General features: G+C 46.7%; 14 protein-coding genes. 7 read left to right on the forward strand and 7 right to left on the reverse strand.

Annotated features, from left to right (window positions below; genetic code table 11):
- Positions 1-82: 82 nt before the first annotated feature.
- Both AXF12_RS08970 and AXF12_RS08975 read left to right on the forward strand, forming a co-directional pair.
- Positions 83-556, forward strand: coding sequence for a low molecular weight protein-tyrosine-phosphatase (locus AXF12_RS08970; RefSeq protein ID WP_066430421.1), 474 nt, complete (start codon positions 83-85; stop codon positions 554-556).
- The gene (locus AXF12_RS08975; protein ID WP_066430423.1) at positions 556-1,251 is read left to right on the forward strand and encodes an SAM-dependent methyltransferase; all 696 of its coding nucleotides are present in this window, start codon (positions 556-558) and stop codon (positions 1,249-1,251) included. Before AXF12_RS08970 ends, AXF12_RS08975 begins: the two co-directional genes overlap by 1 nt.
- An 11-nt stretch (positions 1,252-1,262) precedes the next feature.
- Here the strand turns inward: AXF12_RS08975 and AXF12_RS08980 are convergent, their stop codons facing one another.
- From AXF12_RS08980 to AXF12_RS08995, 4 genes are all read right to left on the reverse strand, one after another.
- Positions 1,263-2,138, reverse strand: coding sequence for a CPBP family intramembrane glutamic endopeptidase (locus tag AXF12_RS08980; RefSeq protein ID WP_066430424.1), 876 nt, complete (start codon positions 2,136-2,138; stop codon positions 1,263-1,265).
- A 220-nt stretch (positions 2,139-2,358) separates the two neighbouring features.
- Complete coding sequence (locus tag AXF12_RS08985) at positions 2,359-2,607, reverse strand: Imm17 family immunity protein (RefSeq protein WP_066430425.1); 249 nt, start codon at positions 2,605-2,607, stop codon at positions 2,359-2,361.
- A gap of 1 nt (position 2,608) precedes the next feature.
- Positions 2,609-4,594: an alpha-L-fucosidase gene (locus AXF12_RS08990; RefSeq protein ID WP_066431935.1), complete on the reverse strand. Its 1,986-nt coding sequence runs from the start codon at positions 4,592-4,594 to the stop codon at positions 2,609-2,611.
- Positions 4,595-4,675: 81 nt separating this feature from the next.
- A complete protein-coding gene (locus tag AXF12_RS08995; RefSeq protein WP_066430427.1) occupies positions 4,676-5,317 on the reverse strand; it encodes an O-methyltransferase in 642 nt (213 codons plus the stop codon).
- Positions 5,318-5,466: 149 nt separating this feature from the next.
- Between AXF12_RS08995 and pncA the strand changes: the two genes are divergently transcribed.
- A complete protein-coding gene (pncA, locus tag AXF12_RS09000) occupies positions 5,467-6,042 on the forward strand; it encodes a bifunctional nicotinamidase/pyrazinamidase (protein ID WP_066430429.1) in 576 nt (191 codons plus the stop codon).
- Positions 6,043-6,175: 133 nt separating this feature from the next.
- Positions 6,176-7,756 carry a M14 family metallopeptidase gene (locus AXF12_RS09005; protein ID WP_066431938.1) on the forward strand — a complete coding sequence of 527 codons (1,581 nt, stop codon included), beginning with the start codon at positions 6,176-6,178 and terminating at the stop codon, positions 7,754-7,756.
- A 321-nt stretch (positions 7,757-8,077) separates the two neighbouring features.
- Here AXF12_RS09005 and AXF12_RS09010 read toward each other — a convergent pair whose 3' ends face one another.
- Positions 8,078-8,635: a hypothetical protein gene (locus tag AXF12_RS09010; protein WP_074860839.1), complete on the reverse strand. Its 558-nt coding sequence runs from the start codon at positions 8,633-8,635 to the stop codon at positions 8,078-8,080.
- 462 nt (positions 8,636-9,097) lie between these two features.
- Complete coding sequence (bioD, locus tag AXF12_RS09015) at positions 9,098-9,718, reverse strand: dethiobiotin synthase (RefSeq protein WP_066430432.1); 621 nt, start codon at positions 9,716-9,718, stop codon at positions 9,098-9,100.
- Between the two features lie 160 nt (positions 9,719-9,878).
- Between bioD and mdh the strand changes: the two genes are divergently transcribed.
- Positions 9,879-10,811 (forward strand): malate dehydrogenase, encoded by a 933-nt coding sequence (gene mdh, locus AXF12_RS09020; protein ID WP_066430434.1) that lies wholly within the window; start codon positions 9,879-9,881, stop codon positions 10,809-10,811.
- An 80-nt stretch (positions 10,812-10,891) separates the two neighbouring features.
- Here mdh and AXF12_RS09025 read toward each other — a convergent pair whose 3' ends face one another.
- Positions 10,892-11,617, reverse strand: a complete 726-nt coding sequence (locus tag AXF12_RS09025; RefSeq protein WP_066430440.1) for a TrmH family RNA methyltransferase — start codon at positions 11,615-11,617, stop codon at positions 10,892-10,894.
- 40 nt (positions 11,618-11,657) lie between these two features.
- Between AXF12_RS09025 and tamL the strand changes: the two genes are divergently transcribed.
- Positions 11,658-13,913 carry a translocation and assembly module lipoprotein TamL gene (tamL, locus tag AXF12_RS09030; protein WP_470256355.1) on the forward strand — a complete coding sequence of 752 codons (2,256 nt, stop codon included), beginning with the start codon at positions 11,658-11,660 and terminating at the stop codon, positions 13,911-13,913.
- Entirely contained in the window at positions 13,862-14,230 is a 369-nt protein-coding gene (locus tag AXF12_RS12755) for a BamA/TamA family outer membrane protein (protein WP_470256358.1), read from the forward strand. Before tamL ends, AXF12_RS12755 begins: the two co-directional genes overlap by 52 nt.
- Positions 14,231-14,300: the final 70 nt, after the last annotated feature.

Genomic DNA, 14,300 nt, shown 5'->3' on the forward strand with positions numbered 1-14,300 from the left:
AAATGCTTTACACTGAAACAGCTCATATTACAAAATATTTACTACCTTTGCCGCCCGAAATACAAACCATTTATTATTACAAATGAGCAGAATAAAGATTCTAACAGTATGCTTAGGCAATATCTGTCGTTCACCTCTGGCAGAAGGCGTATTACGCAGCAAATTAGATACTGGACACTTTGAAGTAGACTCTGCTGGTACTGCCAATTATCACGTAGGTGAGGCTCCTGACCCCCGTGCCATTGCCGTGGGACGCAAGAATGGCGTAGACATCTCCAACCTCAGAGGGCGACAGTTTACTGCCAAGGACTTCTCCTCCTTTGATTATATCTTCGTGATGGACAAGAGCAACTATCAGAATGTACTACGCTTAGCCAAAAACGATCGCGAACGCAGCAAGGTTCACTTCTTGCTCGACACTCTCAGCGGAATGGCTGCCAAAGAGTTACCCGACCCTTACTACGGCGATGAAAAAGCTTTTGACGACACCTACGCAATGGTCGATGCCGCCTGTGAGCTTATTGCTAAAAAACTCCAAAAACAGATTGATAACTAATGGCAAACGTCTACTTAATACCTTGTACCTTAGGCGATAGCTCTTTGGAAGTACTCTCTCCACAAATCAAAGCCACTATCCTATCTCTCAGCTACTTTATCGTCGAAAATGAGAAGTCTGCACGGCGCTTTATCAAGCAGGTAGCCCCTGAGAAGGAACAGTCCACTTTACACATTGCAGTCATCGACAAGCACAACGCCGCTGCTGATGTATCAACCCTGCTCCAACCTTGCTCTGAAGAACACTCAGTGGGCATTATCTCCGAGGCAGGTTGCCCAGGGGTAGCTGATCCAGGTGCCGAGGTAGTGCGCCTCGCCCATCAACGAGGCTTGCGTGTTATTCCCCTCGTAGGTCCTTCTTCTATCCTCTTAGCGCTGATGGCAAGCGGTATGAGCGGACAACATTTTGCCTTCAATGGCTACCTTCCTATTGACAAAAGCGAACGCAAACGCACCTTCAAAGCCTTAGAACGCAAAGCTCACGAAGGGCAAACGCAAGTATGCATCGAAACACCCTATCGCAATGAGAAGCTCCTCACCGATATGCTGGGAACCTTACAGCCCAGCACCCTCGTATGTGTAGCACTAGATATCACCTTGCCTACGGAAGAAATATACACACTCCCCGTATCACAATGGCGCAAAAAGGCACTGAACCTACAAAAGCGCCCTGCTATCTTTATCATCGGAAAGTAAATCAATCAACATTACCCAACAAGTCGTACCCTCCAATCTTTCCACTTATATTTCTTAGCATAAATCCACAAAAGCAGCGGAAAGCACACTAACAAAGGCAGGAACATATTCCACCCCAAAGTGGGTTCTGATACATCGCGGAGCACTGAGGGCGTTTGGAAGACTGTCCACGTGGAGGTTACCCACAGTGCTGTAAAGAGATTGTTGGCAGCGTGGAAACCCAAGCTGAGTTCTATGCCATCGTCCATAATCGCGGTAATCCCTAAGAAAAATCCGGTGCCGATGTAATAGATGAGCAAGCCATAGCCGAGCTTTTCCACTTCGGGATTGGCAATGTGCATTAGTCCGAAAAGCACAGAAGTAATCACAAGGGGCACCCACGCTCTTTTGAAGACTAAGGCTAAGCCCTGCATCAGATAGGCGCGGAAGAAATACTCCTCAAAAGCTGTCTGTAAGGGTACGAGCACTATGGCAATAGCCAAGAGTTTCAGGAAAGGCACGAGCTGAAAGTCCCACTGGTAATCCTGCGGATTGATGAGGTAATCAGCGGCTATGAGTGCAGTAGAAATTCCACCCCAAAGGAAGAAAGCAAAGAAGAACCGCCGCCAGCTGATACGGGGACGGGCTGTAGTAAGTGCTGTAAGCGACTGGCGATGCACGAACTTCACCCATAGCAGCAATAGCCCCAGCAGCACTGCGAAGGGCAACAAGTTCATCACCAAGAAGGGCAATTCACCCATCTCGGCTATCTGTTCTGCCATTACCGCTTCGGTATCCATTGTCTGTAAAGCGATATAGTTCAGCCATACAAAGCCAAAAAATAATATTGGCACTACTGCATAAAGCCATTTGGATGCCTTGGATAAGTTTGCGTTATTGATGTACATCTTTTTTTAATGGTTAATGAGTAGAGAGTAAATTGCTAACGCGCTGAACTCTCTACTCTTTACTCTCTACTCTTTACTCTCTACTCTTTACTCTCTACTCTTTACTCTCTACTCTTTACTCTCTACTCTTTACTCTCTACTCTCTACTCTTTACTCTCTACTCTTTACTCTCTACTCTTTACTCTCTACTCTTTACTCTCTACTCTTTACTCTCTACTCTTTACTCTCTAAAAAAGTAATAGGCTGCTAAAAATAGGGAAGCAATGGCTCCGATAGCAAAGCCTATCCCTTGATAACGGCGCACAGCGTCCCTGCCTTGTGAGGCAATATGCCAATGCAGTCCTGAGTTCCTGATGATGAACACCGCCCAATCCTTGTCTAAGATAATGCCGATAAGCATCACAATACATACCCCTGCCGCAATTAGGCAAGCTAAGGCAGGGGATATCAAGTCTTTTAAAAAATCCATATTACTGTGTAATGACACCTATCTCACCATACGAAGCTCCTTTTGCCTCATCAACTAATTTATCGGCAGTAAGCCTGATGTAGCGTGCTTTGGCTGCAGGGAAAGCAATGCGTTGCTCAATAGGGTTGTTCTTGATATTGCCAAACTCACCAGCGGATACCTTCTTAAAGTGCTGTCCATCGGTGCTCACCTCAAAGGTATAATGACTGATAGTGCCCTCAGCCCAACGGTCTTGCGAAGGCAGATAGGTAAAGCCTTTGAGGGTCAGTTCGCTGCCCAAATCAATAGTAACAACTGGTGCTGATGTGCCCTCCCGCTTATTGGTGTACCAATTATTGGGGTTCTCATCAATGAGTGCCTCTGCACCCTTCATATCACCAGAACTTACCGCTACTACCTTCCATTGCGTTTTAGGCACATCGAGGGTATAGGCGGCTACTTCACTGTATTTCTTAGTAGCTGGGTCGTAGGCTAGCGCTTTCAGCTGCGCGGGTTTCTCCACTGCAAAAGGAGCGGTATACGCCTTGCTCTGCACCGTTGGGGCACTGCCATCGGTGGTGTAGTAAATCGCAAGTCCTGCCTCATCGGTAGCGAGACTTACCACGCCCTCTTTGGTGCGCGTGAGCTGTGGTGCGGTGAGCAATGCAGGGGCATCATACGCCTTTAGTGCTACTACCTTAGGCTCGGCAATGGAGCTGAGCACTTTCAGCCGTACGGCTGTTGCTTCCACTGTTGGGAAGCGCAACACACGTTTATAGCCGATAGTGGTTTCTGTAGCGAGCTTTTGCCACTGTCCATCCTTTTGGTATAATACCTCAAAGCCGCTCACACGTTGCCCTTGGGTGATGTCCTCACCGAGCACCAAGCGATTGAGCTTAGTAGGTTTTGCAAATTGCAGGGTAAGCGCATTGTCCTTCTCACTCAACTTGCCCTTCACTTCATTGGCAAAATCGGCTGCGATCACCTGCTTAAACTCCATAAGGCGACGGGCGTCCACCTCTGGGATATGTCCGCGCCTATCGACAGGCAGATTGAGCAACAGGTTCGCATTACGCCCAATCGACTTATAGTAAATATCCACCAACGCCGCTACCGACTTCACTTGATGATCCTCTCTTGCGTGGTAATACCACCCTGGGCGAATAGAAACGTCAGCCTCTGCGGGCGTCCAATTCTTGCCATTAGGGTCGCCCTCTTGTAGGTGCCTGATGTGCTCCTTGCCGTAGGGCAGATCGTTAGGGGTGAAAGTAGCCCAATTGGTCTCACTGCCAAAGCCTTTTTCGTTGCCTATCCAGCGAATATCAGGTCCGTCATCACCAAAAATCACTGCCTTGGGTTGCAACTCGCGCACTATGGCATACGTCTTATCCCACTGGTAATAGGTCTTAGCATCAATAGTGCGGGTTTCGTTAGCACCCCCGTAATAGCCCGAACCACCATTGGCACCATCGAACCACACTTCAAAAATCTCACCGTAATTGGTGAGCAACTCGCGCAATTGGTTGTGGAAATAGCTGACATACTCAGGCTTGCCGTAATCCTTATGGTTGCGATCCCAAGGTGAGAGATAGACCCCAAACTTCAAGCCCTCGCGCTTGCAAGCCTCAGCGAGCTCTTTGACGATATCGCCCTTACCATTCTTATAGGGTGAATGCTTGATGGAGTGCTCGCCGTAAGCCGTTGGCCAAAGGCAGAAGCCATCGTGGTGCTTAGCGGTGATGATAACCCCCGTCATTCCTGCTTCTTTAATCACGTGAACCCATTGGTTCACATCGAGGTCAGTAGGGTTAAACAGCGCAGGGTCTTCGCCCCCTGTGCCCCACTCCATATCCGAAAACGTATTCATATTGAAGTGGATAAAAGCGTAATACTGCATAGCGTGCCACGCCACTTGTCGGGGGGCAGGCACTGTGATTTTCATCTCCGAAGAAGATGTACCTTTACAAGAAACTAACAACACAAATGTTAGTAATGATAAAAAACGGATAGTTTTCACGGTTCAATTCATTTAGTTAAAGAGAGGCAAAGATATAAAAAGTTTTTTGAATAATAAAATTTTGATAGTTCTTTACTTCACCCGTGAGAGGGTAATCCCGTCGCGGATGGGTAGAAGGACGGTCTCAAGGCGTGGGTCGTCCTTTAGTTTTTGGTTGTAGGCAAGCAGTGCTTGGGTGTGTTTATCGCTGGGTTTTACTTCTTCGACTACCTTGCCACTCCACAACACATTGTCCGAGAGGATGACCCCACCGCGGTTCATCTTCTCTATGATGAGGTCGAAATAGAGGGCGTAGTTGCGCTTATCGGCGTCGATAAACACCAAATCGAAGCGGTCGGTAAGGGTGGGAATGACGGTGGCTGCCTCGCCCAAGTGCTGAACGATTTGGGCTCCATAGCCACTGCGGTCGAAGAACTCGCGTTGTAGGTCTTGGAGTTCCTCCTTAATGTCGATGGTGTGCAGCGTGCCCCCTTGCTGTAATCCTTCGGCAAGGCAAAGGGTAGCATAGCCCGTATAGGTGCCTATCTCAAGGATGGTTTTTGGGGCAATGAGCTTTGAGATAAGGCTTAGGAAACGCCCTTGCAGGTGTCCACTGAGCATACGCGGTTGCAATACGCTTAGGTGGGTACGGCGACTGAGTTCGCTCAGCAAAGGTGGCTCGCTATCAGTGTGTTGTGAGGCGTAATCCTCTAAATCTTCAGATATAAAGTGCATTGACTTGTTATTTTTCGGCAAAAGTAAAAAGATTTTGGGAATAAGAAGCCTATTGTTCCCAAAAAAGTAGTATCTTTGCCAAGTTTTTAGGAGTTAGGGAGTAGGGAGTAACGGACAGCATACGGAACGAAAACGAATAGACAGTAGATATGAAAGCACTTGTAATTATCGACGTACAGAATGACTTTATGCCCAGCGGGGCTTTGCCTGTGCCTAAGGGCGATGAGGTGGTCGCTGCAATCAACCGTGAGCTACATAAGGATTACGCTACGGTAGTGGCTACGCAGGATTGGCACCCTGCTGACCATCTGAGTTTTGCTGCTAACCACAAGGGGAAGCAAGCCTTTGAGGTGATTGACTTAAACGGCATCGCACAGGTGTTGTGGCCTACGCATTGCGTGCAAGGAAGTCTTGGTGCAGCCCTTCACCCTGAGCTCGATACGCGCCCCATTGCGGCGATCTTCCGCAAGGGAATGCAGCGTGAGGTGGATAGTTATAGTGCCTTCTTCGACAACCAGCGGCAGCACCCCACGGGGCTTCACGGTTACTTGCAGGAGAAGGGCATCACCGAGCTTACTTTCTGCGGCTTGGCAGGCGACTATTGTGTGGCTTACAGCGTGAACGATGCGCTCTCATTAGGCTACAAAGTGCGGTTGCTCACTGAGGGCATCCGCGCCATCAACGCTGAGGACTTTGACCGCTACCGCAGGCAGTGGGGATTTTGAAGCCCGTGTTGCTAAATGAAATGCTACTTTACAGCTATATAAACTAATGAATTATCTAACTATGAGAGAGAATCTACCCTGTGCGTTAGCTCTGAAAGCTCAAGGCTCAAAGCTGAAAGCTGTACGCAGGATTATGAAAAAATACATACTTTACAGCCTTGGACTACTGCTTTGGGCTTGCGATACGCCTTTCTTCTCAAAGAAAGACAGCTTTGTAACGCGCTTTGAGGAGAGCAATGGCAGCGAAAGTGCTACCTACGCCGAGGTGATCGACTTCTACAAAGGGCTATCGAAGGAATATAGCACCATCAGCCTGAAAACCATCGGGATGACCGATAGCGGCGAGTCATTGCATTTAGTGATATACAGTCCTACGGCAGAGTTTAACTTACAGAAATTGCAAAGGAGCAAGACGATAGTGCTCATCAACAACGGTAGCGATGCAGCGGCATCTGAGGGAGTAGATGCTACGATGCTATTATTTCGCAACTTGGCACAGAAGCAAGTCACCACGCCTAAGAATGTGGTGGTGGTAACCATCCCTGTGTACAATATAGGGGCAGCACAGCGGCGCGATTTGGCAGCGACACACAAAGGGGGTGCTGCCACAGAGGAGCCTCAGCAGGGCAATGCGGTGCAGGTAGACCTCAATGCGGACTTTATAAAGGCGGATAGCGAGAATGCGCTGTCGTTTGCGGCTATTTTCCACAAAGTGCAGCCCGACCTCTTTATCGATAACCAAGCCAGCAGTGGGGTGGACTCGCAGCACGTGCTTATGTATAGCACTTCACAACTGAATAAATTGGGGAGTTACTTGGGTAACTATCTGCGCAATAACTTCATACCACGCCTGTCGGACTCGTTGGTGAAGCGCGAAGAGGCGTTTGTGAGCGATACCTTGCCCAAGCCTTTTTGGCGATTGATTCCGCTGAGTGCTGGGGTGCAAACGCCTACCGCTAAGGGCTACACCGCCGTAGATGCTTTGCCGCACACTGCTACGGGCTATGCGGGCTTGTGGAACTGTATGGGAATCACCATTGCTACACAGCCTTCGAAGCCTTATAAGGCGCGAGTAGAGGCTTGCTATGAGGTGATGAAGTCCGTAGTGGAGATTGCTGGTGCTGATCAGAAATACATCAAAGAGCTGAAAGTGAAGCAGCGCGAGAGCGATTTGGCACAACGGCAATACCCTGTGGCGTGGGCAATCGATAGCACCCAGCACAGTACCGTTAGCTTCTACGGTTATAAAAAGCTCAATACTGCCACCGATAGTCTACAGACGTACACTGAGGAAGTGCCTTATTACAACAGCTTCAAGGCAGTGCGTAGGGTGGCAGTGCCTAAGGCGTATATCGTGCCACGTGTGTGGAAGGGAGTAGTAGCACGCCTGCAAGCCAACGAGGTGGAGATGAAAGAGATAGAGAAGGACACGCTGATGAGCCTGACTTATTACACTATCGACAGCTACAAGACACTGCCTCAACCTTATGCAGGGCACTACTTGCATTACGACACTGAGACAAGCACTCACAGCGGGACAGTGCAATTGCGCAAAGGCGATTACCTCATCGAGGTGCAACAGCCCGCCAAGCGTTACCTCCTTGAAGTGCTTGAGCCCTCAGCTCCTGACTCGTTCTTTAACTGGAACTTCTTTGATGCGATACTGCGAAAAGAAGGTGGGGAGCGGTATCCTGTGTACATCGATTATCCGTAAGAAAGCCATCAATTAAAATAGAAAATCCCTTTCACGTTAGCTACTCGTGAAAGGGATTTCTTTTTCTTCAATCGATGATAGGTGATACATCACATCAAGGCATACTTTTGTTCAACTATTACAATATTAAATCTTAGAACCCATATCCTTGAACATTATCAAACGAACCTATCGGATTGGATAGTAATTAGATAGTAAATCTGTAATGAGTTATTGTCCTATGGCTACTCATCAGTTACTATCGGTGCTTTCAGTTAGGCTTTTTACTATTATATATTCATCACTGAGCCACTGAAAAGCGTATTAGCCATTTACTTAAAGTCAGAGGATGATTTCCTTTTCGGTTACGTTACCTGGTGTATCTGTGACGGATACAGTGAGTTTTGTATCTGAAAGGGCAGCGTTGGCGACTGTGATGGGATAAACCCATTGCAATCCTTCAAGCACTGCGTTACCTTCCTCTAAGAGGTTGCCATCATCCTTATTGATTCTGACCGATACCGAAGTTATTTGGAAGTTATCAGAAGCTATGATGAATAGCTTAGATCCGACCCTTCCGTCGTAGCTTTTGGTATTGACCCTGTCAATTTTAGGAGGCAGCAAGTAATCAGCCAAGGCGAGATTGTGAGGTGAGAGTTTTAGCTCTTTTGCTCGCTCTGTGTACCTAAGCCACAGATCACTGTCCTTGGCGGCTCGTTTTGCATAGTCGCAACCTTCTTTAAACTTCTCTTGCTGCATCTTTTGTGCAGCTGAATACTTAGCTGATCTCTCTGGGGCTATTGCCGCGATCAACTCTCCTCGATATTTGCGAAAGACTACTTGCTTTCCAAACATCCCTGAGGCGCCATACATTACTGCATTGCCTTTAATCTTTGTCATAAAAAATGTTTTTTTAAAAGATTTTCTACACAATTTGTCAAAGAACTTGTCGTTCTTCAACGCCCATCGTTCCTTGGCCATTGGAACTGAATTGCGTTGCAACGTCTATTAGCTATAGGCAATAGATATGCCAAAATATCTTACACCTGACAAAATGGCAGGTTTTTTAACAGAGTGTTGTATGAGTGTTGTTGTTTTACAACATTTCAGCGGTCGAAGTTATGTCAAAATGACAGACGTATGACAGGGGTGACAGGTGGGGTGGCTACAAGGGGAATTACGCACCACCCAAAAGGAATTTTAACGTTTTTCTATATTCATTCAATTATAAAGTTTAATTTTTTGCATTTCGTGAGTATTATAGTTTTTGAGGTATCGGAAAAATGGGTGAGATATGTTCGAGATGTGTTCGAGATGTGTTCGAGCAGTGTTCGAGATGAGCTCGACAGAAAATTTTTCTGTTTAGAGGTTGGGCAGAAACTGCTCGGCATAGTCGCGGATGACTGCTGGGTCGAAGTAAGGTTCTTCGGCGATGGTACCGATGTGCTTAGCGCCTGTTTTGGCGAGGATAAGTCGCTCGGTATCAGGGGCGGGGGTGCCGCTGAAAATAATACCATAGAGGGGCAACCCGCGGCTTTGGAGTGCCTCGTAAGTGAGGAGGGTGTGGTTGATGCTGCCGAGATAGTGGCGCGATACGAGCACGATGCGATCGGTAGGGAGGATGAGATCGGCGATGGTGTCGCGGTCGTTGAGGGGCACTAAGAGTCCGCCTGCTGCCTCAATCACCAAGGGGCGGTCGGTGGCGGGGCGCACGATTTTCTCAAGGGCAATCTCAATGCCGTCAAGGGCTGCCGAGAGGTGCGGACTGGCGGGGGTGTTGAGGGCATAGGCGTTGGGGTGGAAAGTGGTATGGGGGTTGCTGATGAGCTTTTGCACCTTGTCGGTATCGGTGTAATGGAGGTCGCCCGACTGTATGGGTTTCCAATAATCAGCCTCGAGGGCTTGGGTGATGATGGCGGCGGCGATGGTTTTGCCTACTTCGGTAGAGGTGCCAATAATGAAATAAGTGCTTGATTTTTGCATTTTTATAAGTGTTTTTTACGGGGGGCAAAAGTAGGTAGTTTTGTATTAAATTAAAAATATTTTGGAATTTATTTGTCAGTTTATTGGAAAATGTGTACTTTTGTGGCTTGAAAATAACCATCAGGGGCACGGTGCCCTTGTGTAAAATATATTTGATTATATGAAAGTTACAGTAGTAGGTGCTGGTGCAGTAGGTGCCAGCTGTGCAGAGTACATTGCAATTAAGAACTTTGCATCGGAAGTAGTGCTTATCGACATCAAGGAGGGCTTTGCGGAAGGTAAGGCGATGGACTTGATGCAGACAGCGTCATTGAATGGATTTGACACCCGTATCGTAGGTGTTACCAACGATTATTCAAAGACTACGGGCAGTGATGTAGCGGTGATCACTTCGGGTATTCCGCGTAAACCAGGGATGACTCGTGAGGAGCTTATCGGTACGAATGCCAACATCGTAAAGTCGGTAGTAGAGCAATTGGTAAAGTACTCGCCTAACGTGATCGTGATCGTGGTGAGCAACCCTATGGATACGATGGCTTACTTGGTTCATAAGGCTACTAAATTGCCTAAGAATCGTGTGATTGGTATGGGTGGTGCGCTGGATAGTGCGCGCTTCAGATACCGCTTGGCTGAGGCATTGGAAAGCCCTATCTCGGATGTAGATGGTATGGTGATCGGTGCTCACAGCGACACGGGCATGATTCCGCTAACTCGCTTGGCTACACGTCGTGGAGTGCCTGTAAGTGATTGCCTCAGCGCAGAACGCCTTGAAAAAGTGGCTGAAGAAACGAAAGTTGGGGGCGCTACCCTTACTAAACTGCTTGGCACTTCGGCTTGGTATGCCCCAGGGGCTGCGGTATCGGCATTGGTACAAGCTATCGCTTGCGACCAGAAGAAGTTGTTCCCTTGCTCAGTGCTCTTAGAGGGTGAATACGGTCAGAAGGATATCAGCTATGGTGTGCCTGTGATCATTGGACGCAACGGGGTTGAGAAGATTGTAGAGATTAAACTCAACGAGGCTGAAAAGGCAACCTTCGCTAAGAATGCAGAGGCTGTAAGAGAGGTAAACAAGGCTCTTAACGGGGTGTTGTAAAGAGGATAAGCTCAATAAGTATACAAAAAGAAAAGCTACTCATCACTGTATGAGTAGCTTTTCTGATTTATAGAGCACTACTATCTACGGCGGAACTCACTAAGTAGAATAGCGGTAGCTGTTGCTACATTAAGGCTTTCGGTGCGAGTAGTCTGCGAAAAGCGTGGAATAGTAATGGTTTTGGTAGATAGTTGAAGTATTGACTGTGAAATGCCGTTTGCCTCATTGCCCATAACAAGAATGGCATCGGTAGGGAGTGAGGCTGTGTAGAGGTTTTCGCCCTGCATAGTTGTGGTGATAATAGGCAGCGAGGTGCGAGCGAGAAAGTCAGCAAGAGGGAGGTAATATAGTTTTACTCGGGCAAGAGAACCCATTGAGGCTTGCACGACCTTTGGGTTGTAGCAATCCACCGTATCGGTGTTGCAGATGAGCTGTGTGATGCCAAACCAATCGCAAAGTCGAATAATAGTGCCTAAATTGCCTGGGTCCTGCAAATTATCTAAGGCGAGGAGTAATCCTCTTTCGTCAATAGGAGCAAGGATAGGCATAGAGAATACAGCTAAGCCATCATCGGGATTGGTAAGGCTGCTTATCTTTCGGAGCTCTTCTTTGGCAACGAGTGTATATTGCTCTTTATCAATAGTTTTAGCAAAGGTTTCTGTAACAAATAGCTCCTGAGCGGCATAGCCTTCTGTGAGGAATTCTAGGATGCTTTTTTTGCCTTCAACGACGAACTTTTGCAGCTGATTGCGATGCTTCTTCTGCTGCAACTTTTGAATAAATTTGATTTGGTTCTTGCTAATCATAAAAAAATATGTAATTTTGAGCCCTGAAAAACAAAACTTTGTGAAACGATATCATTTACATATAGCTGTTATTGCTTTATTCATCGGGCTATTTGCACTACTGACAGCCTGTGATGCCACTAAGCGCGTGCCTAAAAACGAGTACCTTCTGAGGGAAAATCGCACTTACCTCAACGGAACAAGGACTGAGGATGCAAAGGTAAATAATTTTATTTTACAAAAGCCTAATTCATACATTTTAGGTATGCCTGTGAGTCTTTATATCTACAATTTGGGTAATCCTAAGGCTGAGCAAGAATATTGGCAATGGCTTGACAATCACCCTCGTTGGCATAACTTCCTAAATAAAACACTCTCTAAAAAACAAGTGGGGCGCTTAGGCAAATCTTTCTTAGTATCTGGGCTTAGCAAACAGTTACAACGTATTGGTGAAGCCCCAGCTATATTGGATACTGCTAAGGTAAGCAACTCAAGTAAGCGCTTGGGGGCTTACTACAACAGCATTGGCTATTTTAATGCAAAAGTGAAGGATACGATCGTGCTAAACCCCAAGGGGCAGGAAAGAAGAGCGGAAGTAGACTACTATATCCAGTCGGGAGATAGGTACTATATTGATAGTCTCAGTACTGCGATTAGTTCCGCTGAGATTGACTCAATATACGAGCTTCATCAGAATAAATCGCTATTAAAGAGGGGAGAGCATTACCAGTTGACTAACTTCGCTGGGGAACGCTCAAGGCTTTACGAGCTATTCCGCAATAATGGGTTCTATACCTTTCAGCAAAACTCTATTAACTTTGAGGTGCAACGCGACACTGTGCAGAAGCAAGGCGACCGTAAGATCAATGTAAAGACAACTATAGGCGACCTTGTGGAGCGCGATGGCGATGTTATCACTACAAAACCCTATAAGATTCACTATATCAATAGGGTGTATCTCCACACTGACTACGATGCTAAGGAGGACCCTTCAAAGCTCGACTCCATTGTTTACAGCAACTTAGTAGTTTACTACAAGGATAAGCTACACTACCGCATTAAGATCCTCGCCCACGCAGCTGCAATGCGTGCTGGGCGTCTGTACTCAGATACTGACCGCAGTAACACCTATCGACAAATCAACAACTTACGGATATTTCGCTATCCTACTATTGAATACAAATACACCAAAGGCGATAGCCTTCAAAATAAGCTGGATGCACACATTTACCTTACTCCTTTAGAGAAGTTCTCACTCAGGCTTACTCAAGAGGTGAAGCGCTCAGAGATAGAAGCTATTGGTTTTGGCTTAGGGACTACCTTCTCTGCTCGCAATGTATTCCGTGGGGCTGAAATATTAGAGGTAGGTTTGCAGGGTGCTTTTGCCTCGCAACCGACCCTTAGAGACACTCGCTTTTTCAACACCTCTGAGATTAGTGGTGATGTCAAGCTCATTTTTCCCTCTATTCTTTTTCCCATCAATACGGGTAGACTCATTCCTTACTATATGACCCCACAGACCATCTTCCAAGTGGGGATGAGCTACCAAACGAATATTGGGCTGGATAAGCGTACGACCTCAGGGGTGCTGCGCTATGTTTGGAATCCACGCAAACGTAAAGACAGAGTGATTTTCGACCTTTTCAACGTGCAGTACGTGAACAACCTGAACCCAGGGAACTTTTTTAATATCTACCAAAGTACCTATGAACGGCTTAATGATATTGCTCGCAACTACAACTTAGGTAGTACTTATGTAGATGCTCGCGGTGACCTTACGCCTAATGAGGGAACTTTCCGCTTTATGCAAGATGTTTTTAATGGAAATATCACTCTGCAGACCGCTGACTATCGCCCGACTCTTGGGGTGCTTGAGCGCTATAACCGCCTTACTAATAACGACTTTATTGTATCGACCAGTTTTACGTATATCTTCAACAATAGCTCTCAGTTCTTCCAGAATGACTTTTGGCAGTTCCGTATGAAGGCAGAGGCTGCAGGTGGGTTGCTCAACGCCTTGGCAACTACGTACAACGTGGTGAAAACCGATAACAACAAGAATAAGCTCCTCGGGGTGGAATACGCACAATTCGTAAAAGGTGAGCTCGACTATATCAAGCACTTGCCTGTGGGGCGACAGAGCTATATGGCTTTCCGTACGTTCTTTGGGATTGCTATTCCGTATGGTAACTCGAGCAATATTCCCTTTTCACAGAGTTACTTTGCAGGGGGACGAGTGATAACCGTGGATGGAGAGCCTACCGCTTGGGTCCTGGGTCGAGCAACTCTATACTTGATTACAACGAAGCCAATATGAAACTTACTCTTAATGCAGAATTTCGCTTCCCTATATTAGGGCAACTCAAAGGAGCGCTTTTTGCCGATGCAGGTAACATCTGGAATGTAGCTGATGACACTCGTTTTGAGGAATTTAAGTTCAAAGGACTCTCATCACTGAAGGACATAGGGGTGAGCAGTGGTTTAGGTTTTCGATATGATTTTAATTTCTTTGTGATACGCTTAGATATTGGCAACAAAATCTATGATCCTGCTTATGAATTAGGCAATAGATGGTTTAAAAGTATGAATCTCAAAGATATGGTATTTAACTTTGGCATTAACTATCCATTCTAAGCAAGGGCAAAAGCAGTGTGTTTTTCACTATGTCAAAGAACTTAGGTATACCCTTTATTTCACGTTGCAA

The sequence above is a fragment of the Capnocytophaga haemolytica genome (assembly GCF_001553545.1).
Taxonomy (GTDB): domain Bacteria; phylum Bacteroidota; class Bacteroidia; order Flavobacteriales; family Flavobacteriaceae; genus Capnocytophaga; species Capnocytophaga haemolytica.